27 protein-coding genes, 1 pseudogene and 1 riboswitch are annotated in these 26591 nt (G+C 68.2%); of the genes and pseudogenes, 16 read left to right on the top strand and 12 right to left on the bottom strand.

The features are described from left to right. Positions 1-933, top strand: a complete 933-nt coding sequence (locus tag ASD79_RS09775) for a folate-binding protein YgfZ (protein WP_056721021.1) — start codon at positions 1-3, stop codon at positions 931-933. A gap of 144 nt (positions 934-1077) precedes the next feature. Further along, positions 1078-1665 carry a DNA-3-methyladenine glycosylase I gene (locus ASD79_RS09780; RefSeq protein WP_056721024.1) on the top strand — a complete coding sequence of 196 codons (588 nt, stop codon included), beginning with the start codon at positions 1078-1080 and terminating at the stop codon, positions 1663-1665. A 70-nt stretch (positions 1666-1735) separates the two neighbouring features. On the opposite strand, the gene ASD79_RS09785 is transcribed toward ASD79_RS09780, so the two are convergent. Next, on the bottom strand, positions 1736-2926 hold the full coding sequence (locus ASD79_RS09785) for a DUF3644 domain-containing protein (protein ID WP_056721026.1): 1191 nt from the start codon (positions 2924-2926) through the stop codon (positions 1736-1738). A 205-nt stretch (positions 2927-3131) separates the two neighbouring features. Here ASD79_RS09785 and ASD79_RS09790 point away from each other — a divergent pair, with 205 nt between their 5' ends. Beyond that, the gene (locus tag ASD79_RS09790) at positions 3132-3803 is read left to right on the top strand and encodes a ribonuclease HII (RefSeq protein WP_162252350.1); all 672 of its coding nucleotides are present in this window, start codon (positions 3132-3134) and stop codon (positions 3801-3803) included. Between the two features lie 107 nt (positions 3804-3910). Here the strand turns inward: ASD79_RS09790 and ASD79_RS09795 are convergent, their stop codons facing one another. Then, positions 3911-4489, bottom strand: a complete 579-nt coding sequence (locus tag ASD79_RS09795; RefSeq protein WP_056721661.1) for a dihydrofolate reductase family protein — start codon at positions 4487-4489, stop codon at positions 3911-3913. A 206-nt stretch (positions 4490-4695) separates the two neighbouring features. On the opposite strand from ASD79_RS09795, the gene ASD79_RS09800 reads away from it, so the two are divergent. Then, positions 4696-5772, top strand: a complete 1077-nt coding sequence (locus ASD79_RS09800) for a site-specific DNA-methyltransferase (RefSeq protein WP_056721028.1) — start codon at positions 4696-4698, stop codon at positions 5770-5772. Between the two features lie 256 nt (positions 5773-6028). Further along, entirely contained in the window at positions 6029-6463 is a 435-nt protein-coding gene (locus tag ASD79_RS09810; RefSeq protein WP_056721032.1) for a hypothetical protein, read from the top strand. On the opposite strand, the gene mutY is transcribed toward ASD79_RS09810, so the two are convergent. Next, entirely contained in the window at positions 6460-7524 is a 1065-nt protein-coding gene (mutY, locus tag ASD79_RS09815) for an A/G-specific adenine glycosylase (RefSeq protein WP_056721033.1), read from the bottom strand. The genes ASD79_RS09810 and mutY overlap by 4 nt on opposite strands. A gap of 244 nt (positions 7525-7768) precedes the next feature. On the opposite strand from mutY, the gene ASD79_RS09820 reads away from it, so the two are divergent. The 4 genes from ASD79_RS09820 to ASD79_RS09835 all read left to right on the top strand — a co-directional run bounded on the left by ASD79_RS09820 (position 7769) and on the right by ASD79_RS09835 (position 13197). Beyond that, positions 7769-8311, top strand: coding sequence for a DUF721 domain-containing protein (locus ASD79_RS09820; RefSeq protein ID WP_056721035.1), 543 nt, complete (start codon positions 7769-7771; stop codon positions 8309-8311). Positions 8312-8436: 125 nt separating this feature from the next. Beyond that, the gene (locus ASD79_RS09825) at positions 8437-9066 is read left to right on the top strand and encodes a DsbA family protein (RefSeq protein ID WP_056721037.1); all 630 of its coding nucleotides are present in this window, start codon (positions 8437-8439) and stop codon (positions 9064-9066) included. Next, positions 9063-9734 carry a thioredoxin domain-containing protein gene (locus ASD79_RS09830; RefSeq protein WP_056721039.1) on the top strand — a complete coding sequence of 224 codons (672 nt, stop codon included), beginning with the start codon at positions 9063-9065 and terminating at the stop codon, positions 9732-9734. Before ASD79_RS09825 ends, ASD79_RS09830 begins: the two co-directional genes overlap by 4 nt. 16 nt (positions 9735-9750) lie before the next feature. Then, on the top strand, positions 9751-13197 hold the full coding sequence (locus ASD79_RS09835; protein ID WP_056721040.1) for an AAA family ATPase: 3447 nt from the start codon (positions 9751-9753) through the stop codon (positions 13195-13197). 153 nt (positions 13198-13350) lie between these two features. Here ASD79_RS09835 and ASD79_RS09840 read toward each other — a convergent pair whose 3' ends face one another. From ASD79_RS09840 to ASD79_RS09850, 3 genes are all read right to left on the bottom strand, one after another. After that, positions 13351-14145: a TSUP family transporter gene (locus tag ASD79_RS09840; protein ID WP_056721042.1), complete on the bottom strand. Its 795-nt coding sequence runs from the start codon at positions 14143-14145 to the stop codon at positions 13351-13353. Between the two features lie 67 nt (positions 14146-14212). After that, positions 14213-14542 (bottom strand): DUF6481 family protein, encoded by a 330-nt coding sequence (locus tag ASD79_RS09845; RefSeq protein ID WP_056721044.1) that lies wholly within the window; start codon positions 14540-14542, stop codon positions 14213-14215. Between the two features lie 103 nt (positions 14543-14645). Beyond that, positions 14646-16613: a hypothetical protein gene (locus ASD79_RS09850; protein ID WP_056721046.1), complete on the bottom strand. Its 1968-nt coding sequence runs from the start codon at positions 16611-16613 to the stop codon at positions 14646-14648. 109 nt (positions 16614-16722) lie between these two features. On the opposite strand from ASD79_RS09850, the pseudogene ASD79_RS25045 reads away from it, so the two are divergent. From ASD79_RS25045 to ASD79_RS09875, 6 genes and pseudogenes are all read left to right on the top strand, one after another. Further along, positions 16723-16828 (top strand): annotated as a pseudogene (locus ASD79_RS25045) (hypothetical protein); the annotation flags it as partial. A gap of 254 nt (positions 16829-17082) precedes the next feature. Further along, positions 17083-17466 (top strand): AtpZ/AtpI family protein, encoded by a 384-nt coding sequence (locus tag ASD79_RS09855; protein ID WP_056721663.1) that lies wholly within the window; start codon positions 17083-17085, stop codon positions 17464-17466. 25 nt (positions 17467-17491) lie between these two features. Beyond that, positions 17492-18265 carry a F0F1 ATP synthase subunit A gene (locus ASD79_RS09860; protein WP_056721665.1) on the top strand — a complete coding sequence of 258 codons (774 nt, stop codon included), beginning with the start codon at positions 17492-17494 and terminating at the stop codon, positions 18263-18265. Positions 18266-18313: 48 nt separating this feature from the next. Next, complete coding sequence (locus ASD79_RS09865) at positions 18314-18538, top strand: F0F1 ATP synthase subunit C (RefSeq protein WP_007668628.1); 225 nt, start codon at positions 18314-18316, stop codon at positions 18536-18538. A 29-nt stretch (positions 18539-18567) separates the two neighbouring features. Next, positions 18568-19101: an ATP synthase F0 subunit B' gene (locus ASD79_RS09870; protein WP_056721049.1), complete on the top strand. Its 534-nt coding sequence runs from the start codon at positions 18568-18570 to the stop codon at positions 19099-19101. A 12-nt stretch (positions 19102-19113) separates the two neighbouring features. Continuing rightward, positions 19114-19623, top strand: a complete 510-nt coding sequence (locus ASD79_RS09875) for a F0F1 ATP synthase subunit B (protein WP_056721051.1) — start codon at positions 19114-19116, stop codon at positions 19621-19623. A gap of 224 nt (positions 19624-19847) precedes the next feature. Here the strand turns inward: ASD79_RS09875 and ASD79_RS09880 are convergent, their stop codons facing one another. From ASD79_RS09880 to gcvT, 6 genes are all read right to left on the bottom strand, one after another. Next, positions 19848-20291, bottom strand: coding sequence for a hypothetical protein (locus tag ASD79_RS09880; protein ID WP_056721052.1), 444 nt, complete (start codon positions 20289-20291; stop codon positions 19848-19850). Next, positions 20288-20719, bottom strand: coding sequence for a hypothetical protein (locus ASD79_RS09885; protein ID WP_056721054.1), 432 nt, complete (start codon positions 20717-20719; stop codon positions 20288-20290). The genes ASD79_RS09880 and ASD79_RS09885 overlap by 4 nt, the downstream gene beginning before the upstream one ends. A 132-nt stretch (positions 20720-20851) precedes the next feature. After that, positions 20852-22420 carry an aminomethyl-transferring glycine dehydrogenase subunit GcvPB gene (gene gcvPB / locus ASD79_RS09890; RefSeq protein ID WP_056721056.1) on the bottom strand — a complete coding sequence of 523 codons (1569 nt, stop codon included), beginning with the start codon at positions 22418-22420 and terminating at the stop codon, positions 20852-20854. Then, a complete protein-coding gene (gcvPA, locus tag ASD79_RS09895) occupies positions 22417-23763 on the bottom strand; it encodes an aminomethyl-transferring glycine dehydrogenase subunit GcvPA (RefSeq protein ID WP_056721058.1) in 1347 nt (448 codons plus the stop codon). The genes gcvPB and gcvPA overlap by 4 nt, the downstream gene beginning before the upstream one ends. A 135-nt stretch (positions 23764-23898) precedes the next feature. Continuing rightward, on the bottom strand, positions 23899-24264 hold the full coding sequence (gene gcvH / locus ASD79_RS09900) for a glycine cleavage system protein GcvH (protein WP_056721060.1): 366 nt from the start codon (positions 24262-24264) through the stop codon (positions 23899-23901). A 24-nt stretch (positions 24265-24288) separates the two neighbouring features. Then, positions 24289-25416: a glycine cleavage system aminomethyltransferase GcvT gene (gene gcvT / locus ASD79_RS09905; protein ID WP_156400437.1), complete on the bottom strand. Its 1128-nt coding sequence runs from the start codon at positions 25414-25416 to the stop codon at positions 24289-24291. 148 nt (positions 25417-25564) lie between these two features. Then, positions 25565-25656: riboswitch (glycine riboswitch) on the bottom strand. A 123-nt stretch (positions 25657-25779) separates the two neighbouring features. Here gcvT and ASD79_RS09910 point away from each other — a divergent pair. Beyond that, positions 25780-26589: an ORF6N domain-containing protein gene (locus ASD79_RS09910; protein WP_056721065.1), complete on the top strand. Its 810-nt coding sequence runs from the start codon at positions 25780-25782 to the stop codon at positions 26587-26589. The last annotated feature ends 2 nt before the right edge of the window (positions 26590-26591 follow it).

Consider the following 26591-nt stretch of genomic DNA (forward strand, 5'->3'; position numbering starts at 1 on the left):
ATGAACCAGACCCAGATCGCCCACCTTCAAAGCCGCGCCGTGATCGCCGTCGGCGGTCCCGACTGGAAGAGCTTCCTGAACGGCCTGCTGACCCAGGAGGTCGAGACGCTGGAACCCGGCGAGCTGCGGTTCTCCGGACTGCTGACCCCGCAGGGCCGCCTGCTCCACGACCTGTTCGTGGCGGGAACGCCGGATGGCGCGCTGCTGGACGTCGCCGCCGAGCATCGCGACGCCATCATGACGCGGCTGACGATGTACAAGCTGCGGGCCAAGGTGGAGCTGGCTTCAAGCGACTTGGCGGTGTTCGCAGCGTTTCCCCTCCCCCTGGAGGGGGGAGGGGTCAGGGGTGGGGGTGGGGGTGGCGCCGTTGGCGGGCTTGAACTCGGCGTCGCCACATCCGAAACCTCTTCCACCCCCATCCCCAGCCCTTCCCCCCTCCAGGGGAAAGGGGGCACACCGTGGATGAGCGATCCTCGCCTGCCCGACCTGGGCTGGCGCGCCTATGGCGGCGACCTGGCCGCCACCGCCTCGGAAGACGCCTACGACGCCCACCGCCTGGCCCTGGGCGTCCCCGGCCCCGCCGACTGGGGAACCGACAAGACCTATCCGATCGAGGCCGATTTCGACCTGCTGAACGGCGTCGACTTCAAGAAGGGCTGCTTCGTCGGCCAGGAGACCACCAGCCGCATGAAGCGGCGTGGCACGATCAAGAACCGCATGCTGCCGATCGCCTTCGACGGCCCGCCCCCGGCCTTCGGCGCCGAGGTGCTGGCCGGGACGTTGCGGGCCGGCGAGGTGCTGTCGGGCCGCGACGGCCGGGCCATGGCGCTGCTGCGCCTGGACCGCATCGAGGGCGCGGACCTGACGGCCGATGGGCGGGCGGTGACGGTGGATTGGCCGGACTGGGTTCCGGCGCCGACGCCGGCTTCCTAGGGTTTCAACCACGGAGCGCGAAAACCTCGTCCTTCGACAAGCTCAGGATGAGGTCGAATTCAAGCTCAACCACTTGGATCGCGCAAGCTGATCGGCGCAAGAATGTTCTTGAAAAGTTCCAAACAACCGGGCCAAGCTCCGCCCATGACCGAGATCCAACGCTGCACCTGGCGCGGCATGAACGGCGACCCGTTCTACGAGGCCTATCACGACACCGAATGGGGCGTGCCGGAGTACGACTCCCGGGCCCTGTGGGAAAAGCTGGTGCTGGACGGTTTCCAGGCCGGGCTGTCGTGGATCACCATCCTGCGCAAACGCGAGGCCTTCCGCGCCGCCTTCGCCAATTTCGACCCCGACAAGGTGGCCCGGTTCGGCGAGGCCGACCGCGCCCGGCTGATGGCCGACGCCGGCATCATCCGTTCGAACGGCAAGATCGACGCGGCGATCTCCGGGGCGAAAATCTACTGCGACATGCGTGATCGCGGCGAGGACCTCGGGGCCCTGCTGTGGGGCATGGTCGGCGGCGCGCCGATCCAGAGCCAGTGGACCGCCGCCACCGGCGTCCCGGCCCAGACGCCCCTGGCCGTCGACATGGCCAAGATGCTGAAGGCCAAGGGCTACAAGTACTGCGGCCCGGTGATCGTCTACGCCTTCATGCAGGCCACGGGGCTGGTGAATGATCACTTCACGACGTGCTTCCGGCATGAGGAATGCCGGGCAATGGCTCGGTAGGGGTATTTCGGCATAGGTATGGTCAGCGATTGCGGGCAGCTCAGGTCTCCGCCTATCGGTGTCATCGAGTTCAATCCTTGAAGGTGCTGAGCTGCTGCCAGACCGCTTCATCAGCAATCTTCTCCACCAAGAAATCCACCCAAATTTTAGAGTAAGTATACGCCTTGTAAGGAACGTGGTAGACGCAGTACTTAATATCCGTCGCCGATGGATTACCCGCGTCACCTTTTGGCCGAACTTTAAACATTTTCCAAGCACGCTGATGCTTGTCTAGGGTAAATTTGCGCCCCGATTTCTCCGAAATGAGCTTCGACACCTCAGATGGTTTCAGTGGATAAATCTCGTCGAGCGGCTTGTATTTAATCAGGACGTTCTGAATTTCCTTTCCTTCAGCGGAATCCGGCTGAACAAACTGAAAATGAGCCTTCGCCTTAGATGCATTGGTGAGGGTGTAAATGACTTTGAACTGGTACTCGAGATCGTCTGCTTCTCCGTCCTTGAGTTTCGCGGCAAGGCTCGCATCTAACGCCGCGATATGCTCGGGAAGATCGAACCCCTGGAGAGTAGAAATCTCTTCCGTGGTTAGCTTGGCAAATTGGAGGGAGAACCCCAGATCGTGGCCAAGTGTGAGCTTTACCCCGAAGAGTTCAGTTATAACCTTCTCAAAATTCAGACATGTTGACTGGAATAACGGAAGCCACTTACTATCAAATGATCCAATCGTTCTATGCTCAACTACGTCCCGAATTTCCTTCAAAGCGACCAAATTTTGCTTACAGCCTTTCGACAGAGGGACGTCTTCTCGCGCAATCATTTGCGACAGAAGAAGACTAAACCCGTCCTTGATGATCGGCACGCCCTTTGAGACGTAGTATTGATGCAGGAGATAGGTCCACGCGACGTTTGCTAACATTGAAAACACCCCGGCTTTGAAGGCAATGCGTGGCGTGTTGAACAACTCGACGGCCAAAATCATGGCCTCGCGCGCGCGGACTAGCCGCTCGTCATCGAATGGGCAAAGACCGGTTACATGGTCGAAGAGCAGCTTTTTCCGCCTGAACGCCTCCACCTGCTGCTTGGACGCAGGGACAATCGTATTGTCGCCTTTGATCGTGGAGATGCGTCCAAAGTTAATCGAAGCGGACCGCCCTGTGTTGATCAGAACCTGGACATCTTGGTTTCGCCAGCCCTCCACGAGTAGGGCTTTAATGACGGACTTCTCGATCGACGTGAGAGTCGTTTTTGAGGGCTTCCTCGCCATGCACTGTAAATAACACGCATATAGTGCTGACAGTAAGGGCCGTGTCGGGGAGTTCGACTATCCGAACTTTTATTGTGGCCGGCGCTCACGTGCGCGACGACCAGCGGAACGCCGAATCCAGAGTGCAAAGCTTGGGATGATGCCCACAGGGAATTGATCAGGCTTCAGGATTCCCACCCTTTGCGAAACGCCCTAAACCGCCCTCATGACCAAGTCCTTCGCCAAAGCCCCCACCGGCCCCGACATGATGCTGGAAGCCGCCTGCGGCCCGGGCCATGTTTGCGGCGTGGACGAGGCCGGCCGGGGTCCGTGGGCCGGGCCGGTCAGCGCCGGGGCGGTGATCCTCGATCCGGCTCGGATCCCCAAGGGGCTCAACGACTCCAAGAAGCTGACCGCCAAGGCCCGCGCGGCCCTGGAGATCGAGATCAAGGCCACCGCCGTCGCCTGGTGCGTCGGCCTGGCCAGCATCGAGGAGATCGAGGAACTCAACGTCCTGCACGCCGCCGGCCTGGCGATGCGGCGGGCGGTGGAGGGGCTGGCGGTCGCGCCGGCCTTCGCCCTGGTGGATGGAAACTACGCCTTCAAGCTGCCCTGCGCGGTCAAGACGGTGATCAAGGGCGACAGCCTGTCGTGCTCGATCGCCGCCGCCTCGATCCTGGCCAAGGAAGCCCGCGACCGGATCATGGTCGAGATGGACGCGGTCTATCCCGGCTACGGCTTCGCCGGCCACAAGGGCTACCACGCCGCCGTCCACGTCGAAGGCCTGCGCCGCCTGGGCCCCTCGCCGATCCATCGGATGGGCTGGGCGCCGGTCAAGCTGGCGCTGGCGGGGGAGCTGGGGGCGAACATGGCGTTCGACGACGAGGTCGAGGCCTAGGGCTCTGGGTCCCGGCTCTTCGGCCCTCTACGCGGTCCTACGGCCGGGATGACAACGGTGGGGTGGGTTCCAATCGTGTCCGCTCCCAACCGCCATCGCCCGCGTCATTATGCCGAGGAAAACGAACGTCCGAGAGCGGCGGGCAGCTTCCGAACCGGCCGATAGCTCAGCCCATAGTCCAGCCGCACCATCCCCCGCTCCAGCGCCTCGACGCGGTTGAGCGCCAAGCCCTTCAGCCCGCTCACCGGCGGCGGAAACAGCCGCGTCCCCTCGCCCAGCAGCAGCGGCGCGACCAGCAGTTCCAGCCGGTCCAGCGCCCCGGCCGCGATCATCGCCGCCAGCAGCGTCGCGCCGCCCACCACCCAGACGTCGCCGTCGTCCAGGTCGCGCAGGCAGCCGATCAGCGCCGGCAGGCCGGCGGTCCAGAACCGCGTCCCGGAATGGAAGCTGGCGCCGCGTCCGGAGGTCACTACCAGGCCGCGCTTGCCGGCATAGGGCCAGCCCATGCCGAAGCTGGGGATCTGGTCGTGGGTGCGCCGGCCCATCACCACCGTGCCGACCTGGTCGATGAAGTGGCGGTAGCCGCCGTCGACCGCCGCATAGGGCGCCAGCCAGTCCATCCCGCCCCCGACGTCGGCCACGTAGCCGTCCAGGCTGGCGGCGATATAGCCTCGGATGACGGCCATGGCGCCCTCGCGTTCCTGCCCCGAAACCATTTCAGAACAATACGAGAACATCAAGGCCGAACCCGCTCCGCCGGCGATTTCTGAGTCCAATCGGACTCATTCCACAGGTTTCGGGCGAGGTTAACAGCCGGGTAACCATGCCCGTTCACCCCCCCGTAACCATCAAGACTCATGATTCCGCTCAGTGTTTTTGACGGGAAGCGGACATGTCCTTCGGGCCTGAAACCATCATCCAGGGCGACTGCATCGAGGCGATGAACGCCCTGCCCGAGAAGTCCGTGGACCTGATCTTCGCCGATCCGCCCTATAATCTGCAGCTGGGCGGCGACCTGCTGCGGCCGGACAATTCCAAGGTCGACGCGGTCGACGACCACTGGGACCAGTTCGAGAGCTTCGCCGTCTACGACAAGTTCACCCGCGAATGGCTGAAGGCCGCCCGCCGGGTGCTGAAGGACGACGGCGCGATCTGGGTGATCGGCAGCTATCACAACATCTTCCGCGTCGGCGTCGCCATCCAGGACCTGGGCTTCTGGATCCTCAACGACGTGATCTGGCGCAAGTCCAATCCGATGCCCAACTTCAAGGGCACCCGCTTCGCCAACGCCCACGAGACCCTGATCTGGGCCTCCAAGAGCCAGGCCGCCAAGCGCTACACCTTCAATTACGACGCCCTGAAGATGGCCAATGACGAGGTGCAGATGCGCTCGGACTGGACCATCCCGCTGTGCACCGGCGAGGAGCGCATCAAGGGCGCCGACGGCCACAAGGCGCACCCGACCCAGAAGCCGGAAGCCCTGCTCTACCGGGTGATCCTGTCGACCACCAAGCCGGGCGACGTGATCCTGGACCCGTTCTTCGGCGTGGGCACCACCGGCGCGGCCGCCAAGCGCCTGGGCCGCCGCTTCGTCGGCATCGAGCGCGAGGCCGACTATATCGAGCACGCCAAGGCCCGCATCGCCAAGGTCGTGCCGATCGCCCCCGCCGACCTGGACGTCATGGGCAGCAAGCGCTCCGAGCCGCGCGTGCCGTTCGGCAATATCGTCGAGGCCGGCCTGCTCAATCCGGGCGACACCCTGTACTGCTCCAAGGGCTCGCACGCCGCCAAGGTGCGGGCCGACGGCTCGATCACCGTGGGCGACCTGTCCGGCTCGATCCACAAGGTCGGCGCCCTGGTGCAGTCGGCCCCGGCCTGCAACGGCTGGACCTACTGGCACTTCAAGACCGACGCGGGTCTGGCCCCGATCGACGTGCTGCGCAGCCAGGTGCGGGCGGGGATGAACTGAAGGTCTCATTTTCCGGCCAGGGTCTTGCGTGAGCGCGCGCAAGACGGCAATGTTCACCTTATGATCCGCATCGGAAAAATCCTGGCCGACAGGGCCGTCGTCAGTCCCGTCGCTCTCCATGACGTGGGGAACGGCGGCGTCTTGCAGGCGATCCGACGTCCGGACGGCAGCAAGGTGGTCGCCCTGAGCCGCGACGCGCACGAGCGAGCCCTGTCCCGGGCCAAGTCCGTGCTGGCAAGAAAATAGGCCCGGCCAGGTGACGGCCGCCGACCACAATCTGGTCTTCGACCAACTGGTTTGCGCCTCCGACGACATCGAAGGGTTCATCGCCTACGGCCTCTACAAGCAGGCCAAGCGCGAATGGCTTCTGGGCCACAAAACCAGGGAGGGGCGCGCGCCGACCACGACCGAGCTGCGGAGCTTTTCCCGCCAGTGGACGCCGACCACGCTGAAGGCCTTTCGCGCGACCGCCGACAGCGCCCTATCCGCCTACGCCCAGAGCATCCTGGAAGACCAGACGCCATCCATCCAGCGCGACGCCCTGGCGCGCGGCAGGCCGTTGTGGAAGGACGTGATGATCGGCGTGGTGTCGGCGCTGACCTACTCCGTCATCCTGGTGATCGCGGCCTTCCTGCTGAAGATCTTCGGCAACGACTTCTTGGACGCGCTGGCTGCGTTCGCACGACGTTAGACCAGCCGATCCCGCCCCGCCCGCGCCGCCTTCAGGAACACGCTCGGCAGGGCCGCCAGCCCTTGCGGGTCGGTCCAGACGAAATCGCCTTCGCCGTTGCTGTCGGCCCGCAGCACCCGCAGGGTCAGCGAGAAGTGGGTGAAGACGTGCTCCACCGTCCCGAAGTCGCGCCAGGCGCCCGGGGCCGGCGCGGCCACGGCGGCCTCGGCGTCGCTCCACCGCGTCGCGCGCCAGTCGCTGGTCGGCAGGCCCAGCATGCCGCCCAGCAGGCCCTTGGGCGGCCGGCGGACCAGGGCGGTCTCGTCACCCCGGATCAGCACATAGGCGACACCGTGGCGGTGCGGGCGGTCGGCCTTCTTCGTCTTGCGCGGATAGGTCTCCGGCGCGCCGGTCTTCAGTCCTTCGCACCAGGTCGAAACCGGGCAGCGGTCGCACAGCGGGGCCTTGGGCCGGCAGGCCGTGGCGCCCAGGTCCATCAGCGCCTGGGCCCAGTCGCCGGGGCGCCCGTGGCCCTTGGCGCCGGTGACCAGCTGGCCGGCCAGGCGCTTGAGCTCCGGCTTGGCGTCCGGCACGGGGGCCTCGACCGCGAACAGCCGGGCCATCACCCGCTCGACATTGCCGTCGACCACATTGGCCGCCCGGTCGAAGGCGATGGCCGCCACGGCGGCGGCGGTGTAGGCGCCGACGCCCGGCAGGGCGCGCAGGCCCTCTTCCGTATCGGGGAACGTCCCGCCGTGGTCGCGGGCCACGGCCCGGGCGCAGGCCAGCAGGTTGCGGGCCCGGGCGTAGTAACCGAGGCCGGCCCAGGCGGCCATCAGCTCGCCGTCCTCCACCGCCGCCAGGCTCGAGACGGTCGGCCAGCGCTGGGTGAAGCTCAGGAAATAGGGCGTGGCGTGCGGCACGGTGGTCTGCTGCAGCATCACCTCCGACAGCCAAACCCTGTAGGGGTCGGACCGCTGTCCGGCCTTGCCGGCCGCCGGTCCGGTGCGCCAAGGCAGGTCCCGCGCCTGGGCGTCGTACCAGGCCAGCAGGGCGGCGCGGAGGGCGGGGATGTCGAGCATGATGCTCGTATGGCAAATCCCGGTGATCAGGGGGAGCCCCTCAGGGTGTCGATCCGCTCTTTCAGTTGTCATCCCGGAAAGCGCGCAGCGCTTGTCCGGGACCCAGGGGCGGCTGCACCGCGCAGGCCCAGTCCCCTGGGTCCCGGACAGCCTCTGCGAGGCTTCCGGGATGACAACGATTTTGGAATGCGATTGGATCAGGCCGTCGCTCCCTTCCTCACCGCACCTCTGCTACCCTCGCCCCATGCGCCGTCCCCTGCCCACCGCGGAAGAAGCCCTCGCGATCCTCAAGCGCCGCCGCACGCGGCCGCAGTTCCGCAGCCCCCCGCCGGCCGGCAAGGCGCTGGCCCCGCTGATCAAGCAGCTGGACGCCAAGTTCGGCCAGGGCCCGGCCCTGTTGCAGACCCGCTGGCGGGAAATCGTCGGCGAGACCTTGGCGCGCCGGACGGAGCCGGTCCGGGTCATCAAGAGCCGCACGCCCGGCGAAGGCGGCACCCTGGAGCTGCGGGTCGACGGCCCGGTGGCCTCGCTGATCCAGCACCAGGCCCCGCAGATCACCGCCCGCCTCGACCTGCTGCTCGGCAAGGGCGCGGTGACCCGGCTGCGCATCGTCCAGGGTCCGGTCAAGGTCCAGGCCGCGCCCGTCGCCCCGCGCGCCCGCCGCAAGCCGCCGCTGGACGCCGCCCAGGAACGCGAACTGGCCGACAGCCTGGGCGCCCAGCCCGAGGGCGGACTGAAGGAAGCCCTGCTGAAGCTGGGACGCGGCGTGCTGCGCGACCCGCGCTAGACGGGCGCCTCTGGATTGACAACCGGGCCGTGGATAGGCTCATGCCAAGGCCTCATCCGCGCCTTTTTCGCGCGGTCAAAGAATCGCGCTTAACTTCACTGTTCACGACCTGAGGAAGATCGACCATGCGTTCGCAGACCCGCCGGCTCCTGACGGCCGTCGCCCTCACCGCCTCCGTGGCCGTCGCGCTCGCGGGCTGCAACAAGGCGGAAACGTCCAGCGCCGACGACATGTCGCTGGGCAACCCCAAGGCCAAGGTCACGGTCGTGGAATACGCCTCGGCCTCGTGCAGCCACTGCGCGCGCTGGAACAACGACGTGTTCCCGGCCTTCAAGGCCAAGTACATCGACACCAACAAGGTCAACTACGTCTATCGCGAGTTCCTGACCCCGCCGGTCCAGGTGGCCGCCGCCTCGTTCCTGCTGGCCCGCTGCGCCGGCAAGGACAAGTACTTCCAGGTCGTCGATTCCGTGTACCGCTCGCAGGAAGAGATGTTCACCACCGGCGACTTCCGCGGCGTGCTGCTGCGTATCGGCCAGTCGGCCGGCATGGACGAGACCCAGTTCAACGCCTGCGTCACCGACGAGAAGAACCTCAAGGCCCTGAACGACCGGGTCGAGAAGTACGCCAAGGACGCCAAGATCACCGGCACCCCGACCTTCGTGGTCAACGGCAAGAAGGTGAACGGCGAGGACGGCGGCGAAGCTTCGATGGCCGCGCTCGACGCCGCGATCGCCGAGGCTGAAAAGAAATGATCCTCGACCGGCGCGCGCTGATCGGAACAGGGCTCTCGGCTTCGGCCTGGGCGGCGGGCGGCATGATGCTGGCCGCCGCGCCCACCGCCGCGCGCGCCGCGCCCCTGCCGGCGGTTCCCGGCGACATGACCCTGGGCTCGCCCAAGGCCAAGGTGCAGGTGGTGGAATACGCCTCGCTGTCCTGCACCCACTGCGCCCACTGGAACAACGACGTCTTCCCGCAGTTGAAGGCCCGCTTCATCGACACGGGCAAGGTCCGCTACGTGTTCCGCGAGTTCCTGACCCAGCCCACCGAGTTCGCCGCCGCCGGCTACCTGCTGGCCCGGCGGGTCGGCGCGGACCGCTACTTCCAGGTCACCGACGCCGTCTTCAAGCAGCAGACGGCGATCTTCGAGAGCGAGGACCTGTGGGGCGGCCTGCTGAAGATCGGCAAGAGCTTTGGCCTGACCGAGGAACAGTTCACCGCCGCCCTGAGCGACAAGGCCGCCCTCGAGGCCCTGAACGCGCGCGTCGCCAAGGCGGCCGAGCGCGACCAGATCGAGTCCACGCCCACCTTCTTCGTCAACGGCCAGCGCCTGGTGGGCGGCCAGCCGATCGAAGCCTTCGCCGCCGCCATCGACAAGGCGGCCGCCAGCAAGCCGGCCCCTGCCAAGCCGGCCAAGGGCTGAGGGGCGGGCGGGCGCCGTGCAATTCCAGCGTCTGCGCCTTTCCGGATTCAAATCCTTCGTCGAACCGACCGAGTTCCGGATCGAGCCCGGCCTGACGGGCGTGGTCGGGCCCAACGGCTGCGGCAAGTCCAACCTGCTGGAAGCCCTGCGCTGGGTGATGGGCGCCAACTCGGCCAAGGCCATGCGGGCCGGCGGCATGGACGACGTGATCTTCGCCGGCAGCGGCAACCGCCCGGCCCGCAATCACGCCGACGTCACCCTGACCATCGACAACACCGACCGCACCGCGCCGGCCCAGTTCAATGACGACCCGGTGCTGGAAGTCGTGCGCCGCATCGACCGGGGCGAGGGCTCGACCTACCGCATCAACGGCCGCGAGGTCCGGGCCCGCGACGTCCAGCTGCTGTTCGCCGACGCCTCGACCGGGGCCAACTCGCCGGCCCTGGTCCGCCAGGGCCAGATCAGCGAGCTGATCGGCGCCAAGCCGCAGAACCGCCGCCGCATCCTGGAGGAGGCGGCCGGGGTCTCGGGCCTGCACACCCGCCGCCACGAGGCCGAGCTGCGGCTGCGGGCCGCCGAAACCAACCTTTCGCGCCTGGAGGACGTGGCCGGCGAGCTGGAGACGGCCCTCAACCGGTTGCGGCGCGAAGCCCGCCAGGCCGAGAAGTACAAGCGGCTGTCGGCCGAGATCCGCGCCGTGCAGGGGGCCGTGCTCTACGCTCGCTGGACCGAGGCCCGCGACACCCTCAACCGCACGCAAAGCGACGCCACCGACGCCGCCCGCGCGGTGGAGGAGACCGCTCGCGCCGCCGCCACGGCCCAGACCGCGATCCTGGCGGCCGAGAACGCCATGCCGCCGCTGCGCGAGGAAGCCTCGATCGCCCAGGCGGTCCTGGGCCAGCTGGCCATCCAGAAGGATCGCGCCGAGCGCGAGGCCCAGGCCGCCGCCGCCGAGTTCGAGCGGCTGTCGGCCGACCTGGCCCGCATCGACGCCGACCGGGCCCGCGAGGCCCAGGGTCTGGAGGACGCCGTCCGCGCCCTGGCCCGCCTGGACGAGGAGCTGATCCAGCTGCGCGGCGAGATCGCCGCCGCCCCGGCCCGGGGCCCGGAACTGGCCACCGCCGCCAAGGCCGCCGAGGACAATCGGGCGAAGGCCGACGCCGAGGTCGAGCAGCTGGCCGCCCGCGCCGCCGCCGAGGAGGCTCGCGCCCGCGCCGCCGCCCAGCGCCTGGCCGAGGCCGAGGGACGCCTGGCCCGCACCGTCCGCGCCCTGGACCAGGCCAAGTCCGAGCGCGCCGCCATCGGTCCCGAGGTCGACCCGGCCGCCGCCGAGGCGAAGCTGCGCTTCGCCAACGCCGAGGCGGGTCTGGCGTCGGCCCGGCAGGCCCTCGAGGAAGCCGAGGCCGTTCGCGTCAAGACCGCCCAGGCCGAGGCCGCCGCCCGCGACCTGGCCCGCAAGGTCGAGGACCAACTGGGCCGCCTGCGCACCGAGGCCCGGGGCCTGGCCCAACTGACCGCGACCCGCGCCAAGAGCGGCTTCTCGCCGGCCCTCGACGCCGTCACGCCCGACAAGGGCTATGGCGCCGCCCTGGCCGCCGCCCTGGGCGACGACCTGGAAGCGGCGCTCGACGCCCGGGCGCCGTCGTTCTGGGCTGGCGGAGAGGCTTCCGCCGTCGCCTGGCCTGAAGGCGCCAGCCCGCTGGCTCCGCTGATCAAGGCCCCGCCGGAGCTGGCCGCCCGCCTGGCGCACGTGGCCGTGGTCGCGCGGGCCGACGGCGATCGCCTGGCCAAGGGCCTGCCGGTCGGGGCCCGCCTGGTCTCCAAGGAAGGCGACCTGTGGCGCTGGGACGGCTTCGTGGCCCGGGCCGACGCCCCCAAGCCGGCCGCCGTGCGGCTGGAGCAGCGCACCCGCCTGGCCGAGGTCGAGGCCGAGATCGACCAGGTCGCGCCGCGCGCCGAGGCTGGGGCCGCCGCCCTCAAGACCGCCGCCGACGCCCTGCGGGTCGCCGAGGAAACCCTTCGCGACAAGCGTCGCGGCCCGCCCGACGCCGAACGCCTGCTGACCGGGGCCCGCGAGGCGGTCGTCCGCTACGAGCGCGAGGCCGCCCAACGCGAGGCCCGCGCCCAGTCGCTGGACGACACCATCGCCCGCTTCGAAGCCGAACGGGTCGAAGCCGAGACGGCCCTGGCCGCCGTCCGCGCCGAGAACGCCGCCGCCGAGGGCGTCGCCGACCTGGCGCCGCAGCTGGCGCAAGCCCGTCAGGCCGCGACCGCCGCCCGCGAGGCCGCCGCCGCCGCCCGTTCGGCCCTGGACCAGGAGACCCGCGAGACCGCCGGCCGCCAGCGCCGCCTGGAAAACCTGGAGCGCGACCGGGGCGACTGGGCCAAGCGCCGCGAGGCCTCGGCCAGGCGCGAGGAAAGCCTCGAAGCCGATCGCGGCAAGGCCGCCGCCGCCCAGGAGGCCGCCCGCGAGGCGCCGGGCGTGCTGGCGGGCAAGCTGGTGATCATCGTCGAGCAGTTCGCCGCCGCCGAGGATCGCCGCGCCAAGGCGTCGGACGCTCTGGAGGCCGCCGAAACCGGCCGCCTGACCGCCGACCGCGCGGCCCGCGCCGCCGAACAGGCCGCGTCCGAGGCCCGCGAGAAGCGCGCCGCCCTGGTCGCCACCCTGGACGCTGTCCGCGAGCGCTTCGCCGAGGTGGCCGGCCACATCCGCGAACAGGCCCGCATGGAGCCCGAGGAACTGGGCCGCCACATCGCCGGCGAGGCCATCGCCGTCCCGAAGGACGCGGCCGGGGTCGAGGCCCACCTGTTCGCTCTCGAGCGAGAGCGGGATGCGATCGGCCCCGTCAACCTGCGCGCCGAGGAGGAGGCCAACGAATACGCCGCCCGGCTGGAGACCATGCGCACCGAGCGGGCCGACCTGTCGGGCGCGGTCGCCAAGCTGCGGGCCGGCATCGAGGAGCTGAACGCCGAGGGCCGCGAGCGGCTGCTGGCCGCCTTCGAGGTGATCAACGGCCACTTCCAGACCCTGTTCCAGGCCCTGTTCGGCGGCGGCCAGGCCGAGCTGCGACTGGTCGAGAACGACGACCCGCTGGAGGCCGGCCTGGAGATCTTCGCCTGCCCGCCCGGCAAGCGCATGGCCAGCATGAGCCTGATGAGCGGCGGCGAGCAGGCCCTGACCGCCAGCGCCCTGATCTTCGGCGTCTTCCTGGCCAACCCTGCCCCGATCTGCGTGCTGGACGAAGTCGACGCGCCGCTGGATGACGCCAATGTCGACCGCTACTGCAACATGCTGGACGAGATGCGCCGGCGGACCAAGACGCGGTTCATCGCGATTACCCACAATCCGGTGACGATGAGCCGGATGGATCGGTTGTTCGGGGTGACCATGGCCGAGCGGGGGGTGAGTCAGCTGGTCAGCGTGGACTTGTCGACGGCCGAGCAGTTGGTGGCGGCGCAGTAGCGGCGCTCTCTTGAAGCCTCCCCCTGTGGGGGAGGTGTCGGCCATAGGCCGACGGAGGGGGGAGTGAAACGGCCTCGACCACAATCCGGATCAACGATCCTAAAACTCCCCCCACCGATCGCTGCGCGATCGCCTCCCCCACAGGGGGAGGCTCTAGGGCGTAAACAGTCCGACCACCGCATGCCGCAACGGATTCCCCGGATCGCTCAGCAGCTTCACCGCCATGGCGCACGACATCACCACCAGCAGCGGCCGGATCAGCTTGGCCCCGAACCGCATCGCCAGCCTTGAGCCGATCTGCGCCCCAATGAACGCCCCTGCCGCCATCGTCAGGCCGATCGGCCAGACCACCGCGCCCTTCCAGATGAACAGCGACAGGCTGCCCAGGTTCGAGGCGGCGTTGGCCAGCTTGGTGTGAGCGGTGGCCTTCAGCGCGCCGTAGCCCAGCAGGGTGACGATGGCGACCATGTAGAAGGCCCCCGCCCCGGGGCCGAAGATGCCGTCATAGAAGCCGACCAGCGGCGCGACGCAGAAGGCGAAGACCGGCACGGTCAGACGCGGCGAGGCGTCCTCGCCCTTCAGGCCGCGCGTGAAGCCGAAATAGAGGGCGATGACGATCAGCAGGATCGGCACCAGGGCCGCCAGCACGCGCGGCGACAGCAGGCTGGCGCACAGGGCCCCGGCCAGGCCCGCGACCGCGGCGCCGGCCGCGACCGGCAGGGCGGTCTTCCAGTCGATCAGGCCGCGACGGGCGAAGGCGCTGGTGGAGGAGATGGCGCTGACCGCGCCCTGCAGCTTGTTGGTGCCCAGGGCCGCGACGGGGTTCATGCCGGTCAGCAGCAGGGCCGGCACGGTCAGTAGGCCGCCGCCGCCGGCGATGGCGTCGAACGCCCCGGCGATCGCCGCCACGGCGAACATCGTCGCCAGCAGACCGACATCGACATGCATCACTCAAGCCCTCGCATGGTCCGCCCGCAACCAGGCCGGAACCATGCGATCGAGCGAGTTTCGATGATTATTTCTGGCGCGCCTTGCGGGCGGCGTACTTGGCGTCGCGAGCGATCTTCTGCTCGGCGGCCGACAGCGCCTTGCGTTCCTTGCGGTCGGCGCGCTTCTCGGCCAAGGCGGCTTCCTCGCGCGCCAGGATTTCCTGACGGGCGGCTTCCTTGACGGCGGCGCGCTCGGCGCGAACCCGCTCCAGCTCGGCTTCACGTTCGACGTGACGCTGCTCGAAATTGGGGTCCGTGACCGTGGGCTTCGGCTTCATCTTGGCCAGCATGGCCTTCTTGGCTTCAGCAGCGGCGGTGATGCGGTCGGCGAAGCCGGTGTTCTTCAGTTGCGACATGAATCTTCTGGTTGGTGGAAAGTGCGCCCCTAAGACCCCAAAACGCCGGAAAAAGCAATTGATCATCCCGGCGCGAATGGACGCGCCGGGATGATCGCGAGCTCTACTTCTCGATTCGGTAGACCCGATAGCTGTGCGGCGCGACCTGGGCGGCGAAGTCGGTGCGAGCCGGCACGCCCTGGCGGCGCCACGCATCGGCCTTGCCGTCGGCCGCCTTGGCCTCGACCAGCTTGCCGCTGGTCATGTCGCGCAGGCGCACGCCCTCGCCCAGCAACGACAGATCGACCGCCGTGTCGTCGTCACGGAACGACTGCACCACGAAGGTCCCGTTGTCGTAGGCGAACAGGCTGACACGGTCGGGAGCGTCCAGCCGCACCGGGAAGTCGCGCTGCAGGTAGCGCTTGATCTCGGTCGTCACGCCCTGGGGCAGGTTATAGAGGTCGCCGGGGTTCTCCGGCATGGTGATCACGTAGAGCACCCCGCCGCCGTAGCGGTTCATCAGCAGGATCGGAAAGCCCTTGGCGTTGGCCACGCCCCGGATGATCCCCCAGCTGTCGTTGGTGTAGAAGGCCAGTTCCGGGAACAGCACCGGCGGATTGTCGCGCTTGGGGTCGTTCAGGCTCTCGCCATTGCCCGCGCCATAGCCGTTGAGGAAGTCGTGCAGGGCCACCTTGCGGCCGGTGTCGCGCACTTCCAGGATGTCCTCGATGCCCTTGCCCTGCAGGGCGCCGAGCAGGCCCGAGGTGATGAACACCGTCTTGCCGGCCAAGAGGTTGCCCTTGATCCTGTCGACGATCTTCGGGTCCTTGGCCGCCGCCTGGGTCAGCAGGGCGACGTCGGCATTGGTCGGAAAATTGGGCGACAGCTCGATCGGTATGCCGACATTGCCCAGATAGTTGTGCAGGAAGTCCTCGCCCGACGACTGGTAGGGCTTGTAGCTGGCAATGCCGATCGGCTTGCCCAGCAGGCCCAGGTCCTTGTCGATCTTCTCCAGCGAATAGCCGGCGGCGCGGCCCCAGCCGGGACCCGGATCACCGGCCTGGCCCAACGGCTTGTAGGACGCGGCCATCGCCTTCCAGTCGAAGCTGGTGGCCTTGTCCTTCCACGGGCGATCGCCGGGCGCGACCGGCTTGGCCTCGCTCATCGGGTTCCAGTTGAACAAGGTGATCTCCGGCGCCTTGGCCAGCAGGGTGTCCCACAGCTGCTCGGCGTAGCGGTCGACATAGAGGGTCGAGAAGGTGTCGACCCAACCTCCGCCGTTGCCTTTTCCGCCGTTCGAGCCCGTGGGTCGGATGTTGTCGTAGTAGCGGATGATCGAATAGCTCTCGTACTGCTGCAGCAGTTGGTCGGTGACCACCGGATCGCGGGTCTCGGTGCCGGTATAGATGCCGTCGAACATCTGGGACTGCTTTTCCAGGTCGTAGCCCGTGCCCTGGAAGTGCTCGTACCAGTTGGGGTACTTGATGATCATCCGCACCTTGGGATTGACCGCCTTGGCCGGGCCCAGGACCAGGTCCTGGCTGACCTTGCGCATGGTCTCCAGCCGGTACTGGCTCCAGGACCGGTCGCCCTTGGCGGCGATGTCGGCCGGACTTTTCGAGGTGTAGAAGAAGAAGTCGTCGAGGATCACCTCGTCGAAATGCCTGGCCGCCAGCCGCACGGCCTTCTCGCACTCGGCCCGGTCGGCGGGCTTTTCATAGTCGAAGGTGCCGAACTGGCCGCCCTCGCCGCCGGCCGCCAGGGTGATTCCGCCAGCCACCTTGACCCCGCGTTCCTCGAACCAGCCCTTGACCCGGGCGATCTGTTCGTCGCTGGCGAAGTCGTTGCTGCGGTAGACCTCCAGATAGACCTTGTCGAAGTGCAGTTGGCGCGAGGCCCGCTCGAACTCGCGGTCGAAGGTGGCCTTGTCGGCCAGCTCCTTGGCGTCGTTGACGGCGATGTAGATGGCGGCGTGGAAATTCTTGTAGGCCGGGATCGGCTGCGGCTTGACGGGCGGGGCCGCCTGGGCGGCCGGCGCGACAATGGCGCACAGCGCCGCGGCGCCGAGCAGACAGCGGGTAACGCGGATCATGACTGTTCTTCCCTCAATGAACCCCCGCGCCGGCGCGTCGAGGCGACCGGTCATGGTTGCGGTAACATAGGATTAGTCGGACAAATTAGGCGAGGGGTTTTTGGTCCTCCCCCCGCGGGGGAGGCGGCCGAAGGCCGGTGGGGGGAGCTTGGGCAGGTCAGTCCTGCGTGCGGCCGACACCGCCCCCCACCGTCGGCTTCGCCGACACCTCCCCCACAGGGGGAGGACTTGCACCCCATTCCCCCACGGAACCCGCGCGCTCCGAAAGCGGCGCCGTTGCCCCGTCCGCGCCCCGATTCCTTAAGGGTCGCCGCCCAGGGCCAAAAACTGTTATAAAACCGCCACTTGACGTGATCCCGCCCAACCTTGACGCACCGCAGCGCGCCCTATAGGTTCCGCCGCGATCAAGCCGGCCGGAAAACCGCCTCTTTTGGGGCGGCCGCGGGCGTTATCGGACCTGCCGCTTCCCATGCCCAAGGCCGACGAACCGAACGACAAGGCCCTGCGAAGCCTGGACGCTCGGCTCGACGCTTTCGAGGCGAAAAAAGCGGCGGAACAGCCGATACATGCCCAGAACGAGAAATCGTCCCAGGACGGCTATCGTCTTCTGGCGGATTTGATCGGGGGCGTTCTGGTGGGGCTCGGCTTTGGCTGGCTGCTCGACCGTTACGCTGGCACGGGGCCTTGGGGCATGGTCGGCGGTCTGCTGATCGGCATGGGGTTTTCGATCTATCTCGTCGTCCGCAAGGCGACGAAACTGAGCGCGCAGGCGTCGGTCCACTCGAAAGATTCGGGTGGGATCGACGAAGACACGGGAGGCGGGTCTACCGCCCCCAAGCAGAAGAGAGACTAGGGCCTTGGCCACGCCGATCGACCCGATGCACCAGTTCCTGATCAAGAAGATCGTGGAGCTGCCGACCGTGACCGTGCCGGGCCTGGGCGCGCTCGATCTGTCGATCACCAATTCCATCGCCGCCATGCTGCTGGCCGCGACCCTGATCATGGTGTTCTACGGCTTCGCCTCGGCGAAGGCCGCCGTGATCCCGGGCCGCCTGCAGACCGTGGGCGAGCTGCTCTATGGACTGGTCGACGGCCTGACCAGCTCGATCATCGGCCACGACGGCAAGAAGTACCTGCCGTTCGTCTTCACGCTGTTCGCCTTCGTGCTGTTCTGCAACCTGCAGGGCATGCTGTTCGGCTGGACCGGCAACTTCCTGGGCTTCACCGCCACCTCGCAGCTGGCCGTCACCCTGACGCTGGGCATGCTGGTCATCCTGACGGTGATCGCCGTCGGCTTCGCCAAGAACGGCCTGAAGTTCTTCAAGCTGTTCGCCCCGTCGGGCGTGCCGTGGCCGCTGTATTTCCTGCTGGTGCCGATCGAGATCATCTCGTTCCTGATCCGCCCCGTCACCCTGGCCCTTCGTCTGTTCGGCAACATGCTGGGCGGCCACGTGGTGCTGAAGATCTTCGCGACCTTCGTGTCCATCCTCCTGGCCATGGCTCCGGCCTACTGGCTGGTGGGCGTGTTGTCGCTGACCTCCGTCGTCGCCCTGACGGCCCTAGAGTTCATGGTGGCCTTCCTTCAGGCCTTCGTGTTCGCGGTGCTCACCTGCGTCTATCTGAACGACGTCGTGCACCTCGACAGCCACTGATCACCCTTTCTCTTTTCAACCTATCTACCGCTCTCAAGGAGTCTCACAATGGAAGCTGAAGCCGCGAAGTACATCGGCGCTGGTCTGGCGATGCTGGGCATGGTTGGCGCCGGTATCGGCCTGGGCATCATGTTCGGCAACTATTTCCAAGGCGCGCTGCGTAACCCGACCGCCGCCGCTCAAGAACGTCCGATGCTGTTCCTCGGCATGGCGCTGACCGAAGCCCTGGGCATCTTCGCCCTGGTCATCGCCTTCCTGATCCTGTTCTCCTAATAAACCCTAGCTGAGAGGCGTCTTCGCCCATGGCGACGGAACCCCACGGCACGGTCGAGACGACTGAAGCTCCCAAGCACGAAAGCGGCGGCCTTCCGCAGCTGCAATTCGAGCACTGGGGCGGACAGATCGTCTGGCTGCTGCTCATCTTCGCCGTCCTCTTCGCGGTGCTGTCCAAGGTGCTTCTGCCCCGGGTCAGCGGCGCGATCGAGACCCGCGGCGCCAAGATCGCCGGCGACATCGCCGACGCCCGTCGTCTGAAGGACGAAGCCGAGGTCCAGGCCCGCGCGGCCGCGGCCGAGGTGGCCGAGGCGCGCGCCAAGGCCCAGAAGACCGCGGCGGACGCCAAGGCGGTGGCTTCGGCCGCCGCCGCCGAGCGTCAGGCGAAGGAAGAGGTGGCGCTGGCTGAGAAGCTGGCCGCCGCCGAGGCCCGGATCCAGATCGCCCGCGACGAGGCCATGGGCCACGTCCGCGCGGTGGCCTCGGAGACGGCCGGCGCCATCGTCCAGAAGCTGACGGGCAAGGCGGCCACGGCCGCCGAGCTCAAGGCCTCGCTGGCCTAGGGAGAGACGAAGATGGAACATCACGCGCTCTTCGACCTGGCCAACCCCGAACTGTGGGTCCTGGTCGCCCTGGCCCTGTTCATCGGCCTGCTGGTCTGGCTGAAGGTCCTGCCGGGCGCCCTGTTCGGCGCCCTTGACGCCCACGCCGAGAAGATCAAGGCCGAGCTCGACGAGGCTCACCAGCTGCGGGAAGAGGCCCAGGCCCTGCTCGCCGAGGTGAAGGCTCAACGGGACGAGGCCGAACGTCAGGCCGCCGGCATGATCGAGGCGGCCAAGGCCGACGCCGCGCTGATCGCGTCGGAAGCCAAGGCCAAGCTCGAGGAACAGATCACGCGCCGCGCCGAAATGGCCGAACGCAAGATCGCCCAGGCCGAGGCCCAGGCCGCCGCCGACGTCAAGGCCGCGGCCGTCGACCTGGCCGCCCAGGCCGCCGAACAGGTCCTGATCGCCCGCCTCGCGGCCGGCGGTTCGGACGGCCTGGTCGACGCGGCCATCGGCCAGATCGGCACGAAGCTGCAATAGCGGTTTTGCTCCGGCGACAACATCAAGGGCGCGCTCCTCGCGGGGCGCGCCTTTTTTGTTGGTCAAGCCTCCCCCTGTGGGGGAGGCGATCGCGCAGCGATCGGTGGGGGGAGTTTTAGGATCATCGACCCCGGGCGCGGGTGCCTGCCGATCACTCCCCCCTCCGTCGGCTTCGCCGACACCTCCCCCACAGGGGGAGGCTTAGGTGGGACGGGCTCCGCGCTTTAAGCCGGCTGCTTGTTCAGCCACCGCCGCTTCAGATACTTCCGCCCCCGCTTCAGCACCCGCCAGGACGGCTTGCGCAGGAACACCTTCTCGGACCGCAGCAGCTGCTGCCAGGCCACCAGCATGATCTCCGGCTCGCGGCGCATCAGCCGGCGGATCGGGAAGATCAGCTTGGGGTGACGCCGCTGCCAGCGCAGGAACCGGCGCTTGGCCTGGAACGAGTTGCGCAGCACGATCATCAGCCCGACGACCAGCAACGGCAGGCCCAGGTGGCCCGGCAGGGGCGTCAGGACCACACCGGCCAGCAGGATCAGCACGCCCAGCGCCAGCGCCGCCCAGCGGGCCACGCGCCCGGCGGTTTCGCGCAGGACCAGGGCCAGCCGGCGACGGCGGCGGTAGAGCCTTGAGGGCAGTTTGGCGAGCGCCCTGGCGGGCGCGTTCACGAGCCCGGCTTGAAGGATTGGCGCTTGAGCGACTGGCGCTTAAGGGATTGGCGCCAGCGCTTGGCCACGCGCCAGCGGCGCGGCAGCACCAGCTTCTCCATGCGCAGGACCTGTTGCCAGGCCACCGGCATCACCTCGGGCTCGCGGCGCAGCAGGCGGCGCAGCGGGAACAGCAGCTTGGGGTGGGCGTGCTGGAAGCGGACGAACTGCTTGCGGGCCCGGAACGAGTTGCGCAGCACCAGCATCAGGCCGCCCACCGTCAGCGGCACGCCCAGCGGGCCAGGCAGCGGCGCGATCAGGAAGCCCGCCACGACCAGGATCAGGCCGATCGCCACCAGCACGACACGCGAAATCCGCCCGAGAAGCTCGCGGGCGAGTTCGTCGGCGGCGGAGAAGCGCACGGGGGGCATGGCGAGGGCAAGGTTCATGGCGGGAGAAACGGGGTTCCGTGCTCCGTCTGATCCCGGCACGGGCCGGCCTCCTCGGCTCACTACGCCGATATGAGAACGGGGCGACTTTACGTAAAGGCGCCCCGCTCCCCTTTTGTTCGACTGTGGCGTCTATTCCGCAGCGAGTGGCGCGACGGCCACAGGTTTCCACCGCAGACGTGGCTTTCGGGCCGCCAGGGTCTCGTCCAGGCGCTTCAGTGGCGCGTGGTAGGGCGCGCCCTTGAAGCGGTCGACTTCACCGCCTTTCGCCGCGCCGGCCAGAGCCCGCAGCGCGGTGATGAAGCGGTCAAGCTCCTGCTTGCTCTCCGTCTCGGTCGGCTCGATCAGCATCGCGCCGTGCACCACCAGCGGGAAGTACATGGTCATCGGGTGGAAGCCCTCGTCGATCATCGCCTTGGCGAAGTCCAGCGTGGTCACCCCGGTGCCTTCCAGCCAGGCGTCGTCGAACAGGGCCTCGTGCATGCAAGGGCCGTTCGGGAAGGCCGGGCTCATCAGGTCGCTGAGGCGGGCCTTGATGTAGTTGGCGTTCAGCACGGCGTCCTCGGCCACCTGCCGCAGGCCGTCGGCCCCGTGGCTGAGCATGTAGGCGTAGGCGCGCACGAACATGCCCATCTGGCCGTGGAAGGCGCTCATCCGGCCGAAGGCCTGGGCGGCGGGCCCCTCGGCCTCCTCGACCAGCTTGAAGCCGAAGTCGCGACTGACCACCCACGGGGTCGGCGCGAACGGGGCCAGGGCCGCGCTCAGCACCACCGGACCCGCGCCCGGACCACCGCCGCCGTGCGGGGTGGAGAAGGTCTTGTGCAGGTTGATGTGCATGGCGTCGACGCCCAGGTCGCCCGGGCGCACCCGGCCGACGATGGCGTTGAAATTGGCGCCGTCGCAGTAGAAATAGGCCCCCGCCGCGTGGGTCAGCCGGGCGATCTCGACCACGTCGCGCTCGAACAGGCCGCAGGTGTTGGGGTTGGTGACCATGATGGCGGCCACGTGGTCGCCCAGCTTGGACTCCAGGTCGGCCAGGTCGACCCGGCCGTCATCGGTCTGGGCGATCTCGACCACGGTGTAGCCGCAGAAGGCCGCCGTGGCCGGGTTGGTGCCGTGGGCGCTGGTCGGGGCCAGGACGGTCTTGCGGTGGCCGTTACCGGCCGCCTCGTGGGCGGCGCGGATGGCCAGCAGGCCGCACAGCTCGCCGTGGGCGCCGGCCTTGGGGCTGAGCGCCACGGCCGGCATGCCGGTCAGGGTCTTCAGCCAGTGGGCCAGGCGGTCCATCAGCTCGATGGCGCCCTGCACCGTCGACTGCGGCTGCAGCGGGTGGATGTCGGCGAAGCCCGGCAGGCGCGCCACCTTCTCGTTGAGGCGCGGGTTGTGCTTCATCGTGCACGAGCCCAGCGGATACAGCGCCAGGTCGATGGCGTGGTTCTTCTGGCTCAGGCGCACGTAGTGGCGCACCGCCTCGGGCTCCGACAGGCCCGGCAAGCCGATCGGCGCGGTGCGGACCAGGTCGCCCAGGTCGTCAGCCGGAGGGGCGTCCGGCAGGTCGACGCCGGTCTTGTCCCAGCAGTCCAGTTCGAAGATCAGCGCCTCGTCCTGCAGCAGGCCGCGGGCCCCGGTCAGGGTGGGGTGGATATAGTCGTTGACGGCGACTTCGGGACGGGTCGGCCGTCCGACGGTGTTCATGCTCATCGGGCCAGCACCTTGGTCAGGGTCTTCGCGAAGATGGTGATGTCGAGGTCCGGGGTGGTCTCGGTGGCGGCGACCAGCAGGACGTCGTCGAGGCCCGCGCCAGGCTCCAGCCGCGAGAACGGTACGCCGGCGATGACGCCGTTGGCGGCCAGGGTCTCGACCACCTCGGCGGCGTTGACCGGCAGGCGGATCGCGAACTCGTTGAAGAACCTGGGGGTCAGGATCTCGACGCCCGGCACCGCCGCCAGGGCGTCACGCAAGGCCACGGCCTTCTGATGGTTGACCAGGGCCAGCCGGCGCAGGCCCTTCTCGCCCAGCAGGCTCATGTGGATGCTGAAGGCCAGGGCGCACAGGCCGCTGTTGGTGCAGATGTTCGAGGTCGCCTTGTCGCGGCGGATGTGCTGCTCGCGGGTCGACAGGGTCAGGACGAAGCCGCGCTTGCCGTCGGCGTCGACGGTCTCGCCGCACAGCCGGCCCGGGGCCTGGCGAACGTATTTTTCCTTGCAGGCGAACAGGCCGACATAGGGGCCGCCATAGTTCAGGCCGTTGCCGATCGACTGACCCTCGGCCACCACGATGTCGGCGCCCATTTCGCCGGGCGACTTCAGCAGGCCAAAGGACACCGCCTCGGTGGTCACCACGATCAGCAGCGCGCCGGCCGCCTGGGCCGCCTGGGCGATCTTCGTGACGTCGGTGGCGGTGCCGAACACGTTGGGGGTCTGGACCACGACGCAGGCGGTGTCGGCGTCGATGGCGGCGATCACCGCGTCCTCGGCGTCGATGGCGGCCGCCAGGCGCTCGGTGGCGACGCCGGCCGCGTGGGCCAGGGTCTCGACCGTGCCGACATAGTGCGGGTGCACGCCGCCCGACAGCACCGCCTTGCCCCGGCGGGTGACGCGGGTGGCCATCATCACCGCCTCGGCGGTGGCGGTAGAGCCGTCATAGAGCGAGGCGTTGGCCACTTCCATGCCGGTCAGGGCCGCGACCTGGGTCTGGAACTCGAACAGCACCTGCAGCGTGCCCTGGGCGATCTCGGGCTGGTAGGGCGTGTAGCTGGTCAGGAACTCCGACCGCTGGATGATGTGGTCGACCGTGGCCGGCACATGGTGGCGATAGGCCCCCGCCCCCACGAAGAACGGGCCTTCCGAGGCCGAGCGGTTGCGGCGCGACAAGGCCAGCATCTCGCGCTCGACCTCCAGCTCGCCGGCATGCAGCGGCAGGTCGACCACGCCCGCGCGGCGGGCGACGGCGGGCACGTCGACGAACAGCTCGTCGATCGACTCCGCGCCGATGACGCCGAGCATGTCGGCGCGATCCTGGGGTGTGAGGGGGAGGTAGCGCATTGAGATCACCTAGGTCTGTCATCCCGGCCGAACCCCGGCGAAAGCCGGGGGAAGAGCCGGGACCGCCGGAAGCGCATGCGCTCTGGGTCGGTCCCGGATCGGCGCGCTGCGCGCTTGTCCGGGATGACAAGGAAATTACAGGGTCGAGAGGAACGCTTCGTAGGCCGTGCGGTCCATCAGGGCGTCGAGCTCGGCGGGGTTGCTCAGCTTGATCTTGGCGAACCAGCCGCCGGCTTCCGGCACGGCGTTGACGGTCTCGGGGGCGTCCGACAGCTGGCCGTTGGCCTCGACCACCTCGCCCGACACCGGGGCGTAGACATCGGAGGCGGCCTTGACGCTCTCGACCACCGCCAGGCCTTCGCCCTGCTTCACGGTCTTGCCGACTTCGGGAACTTCGACGAACACCACGTCGCCCAGTTGCTCGGCGGCGTAGCCGGTGACGCCCACGGTGGCGATATCACCCTCGACTTCAACCCACTCGTGATCCTTGGTGAACTTCATGGTCTGGCCCTCTTTGGTCTGGATCTAGATCTTGCGCACGTAGCGGGTGGGAACGAACGGCGAGGCCACGACCTCGGCCGCCTGCGGCTTGCCGCGAACGATGACCTTCAACTTCGTTCCGATCACGGCCAGGGCCGGGGGCGCGAAGCCGATGGCGATGGCGCCGCCGTAGCTGGGGCCGAAGCCGCCGCTGGTGACCACGCCGACCACGGCGCCGGTCTCGTCTGCGATCTCCGCGCCCTCACGGGCCGGGGCGCCTTCCAGCACCTTCAGATTGACCCGCACGCGCTTGAGGTCGCCGGCCAGCTCCTTGCCGATGCGGTCGGCGCCCAGATAGTCGCCAGCCTCGCGGCGCGACTTGCCGATGGCGAAGTTCATGCCGGCCTCGATCGGCGAGACGGTCTCGTCCATGTCGTGGCCGTAGAGCGGCAGGCCGGCCTCCAGGCGCAGGCTGTCGCGGGCCCCCAGGCCGATCGGCTTGACGCGTTCATCGGCCAGCAGGGTGTTCCAGATCCGCTCGGCGTCGGTTGCCGGGACCGAGATCTCGTAGCCGTCCTCGCCGGTATAGCCCGAGCGCGAGATGATCGCGTCGACGCCGAATGCGGAGAGCGCGACCGTATCCATGAACACCATGCTGGCGGCTTGCGGCACGTGGGCGGCCAGCACGGCGGCGGCCTCTGGGCCCTGCAACGCCAGCAGCGCGCGGTTCTCCAGGCGCTCGACGGTCGCCTCGCCCGCCAGGACCTTGGCGATGATCGCGTAGTCGTTGTCCTTGCAGGCCCCGTTGACCACCACGAACAGGCCGTCGTCGTCGGGCCGCGCGGTCATCAGATCGTCGATCACCCCGCCTTGCGCGTTCAGCAGCACCGCGTAGCGCTGCTTGCCGGGCTTGAGGCCCTGGTAGTCGGCCGAGACCAGCTTCTCGAAGCTCTTGGCCGGGTTGTCGCCGCGCAAGCGCGCCTGGCCCATGTGCGAGACGTCGAACAGGCCCGCGTGCTCGCGGGTCCACAGGTGCTCCTTCAGCACCCCGTCCTTGTACTGCACCGGCATGGAATAGCCGGCGAACGGGACCATGCGGGCGCCGGCGGCGACGTGCGCGTCGTACAGGGGCGTCTTCTTGAGGTCTTGGTCGGACACGCTTTGGGCTCCAATCGGGGTCGGCGACGCCGCCCGGCTTTCGCCAGGTGGTCTCGCCCCCGCTGTCCCTTTGACCTGAGAGATTTCGGCCGGACTAGTCCGGCCTTGCTCCTTCGGCGGGCATCTCTCCCTTCTTGGGAAATCTGCCTCTTTCCAGCGTTCCTAAACCCGCGCGGTCCTTTTGCCTGAGCGTTTCCGGGGCGGTTGCGCCTTCGGCCTCGGGACCAGAATCCCGATGTCTCCCGCGAGGGTCGAGGCGTGTTTGGGCGAGGGGGCCGCGGGAGTCAACTGCGCGCGTGCGAGGCCGCCCCAGGGTTGCGAACATTCCAAGAACATAGTCAAACTTGAGGTCGCAAATTGCGACCTCAAGGGACGGCCATGACCCTGGCATACTCGCTTGCTGAATCCGCTGCGCCGCTTGAGGTTCGTGACATCCGGGGCCAGTTCGTGGTCCTGGACGCCGACCTAGCCCGACTGTTCCAGGTCGAGACCCGCAGCCTCAATCAACAAGTCCACCGCAACCTCGACAAGTTCGAAAGTTTCGCTTTCCGGCTAACCGGAGAAGAGGTCGCGGCTTTGACATCACAAAATGTGATGTCAAACGAAGGTCGTGGCGGCCGCCGCCATCTGCCCTACGCCTTTACCGAGCACGGCGTGGTCATGGCGGCGACGGTGGTAAAGTCCGAGACCGCTATCGCCGCCTCCCGCTTCATCATCAAGGTGTTCGTCGAGGCGCGCCGCAAGACACTGGTCTCGGACGGCGCGAACCTCCCGTCGCTGATCGATGCTCGAGGACTGTTGCCGCTCGTGAACGAGGCCCGCACCGGGCTGATGGGCAAGCTCAACGGCGCCCTGGGCCGGGTGCTCGACGCCATCGCCGACCCCGAGGCCCAGACCACGGTCCGCGACGAAGCCCACGCCATCGCCGCCGAGGGCCTGCGCAGCATCAAGGAATATCTGAAACGGGCCGGCGTCCAGAACGAGAAGACCCTGGCCGAGGTGCGCAAGCTGTTGGCGGAGGCCGACGCCCTGGAGGCCGAAACGGCCCAGAAGCGCACCGAGAACCAACATCGCCAGCTGGCGCTGCTGGCCAAGCAGCTGCGCCTGGTGCTGGTGGCCCAGCAGTATCTGGAAACCGGCGGGGTCGAAGGCCTGCTGGCGACGCTCAAGGATCTCGAGCGCCCCTAGCG

The sequence above is a fragment of the Caulobacter sp. Root655 genome (assembly GCF_001427665.1).
GTDB lineage: Bacteria > Pseudomonadota > Alphaproteobacteria > Caulobacterales > Caulobacteraceae > Caulobacter.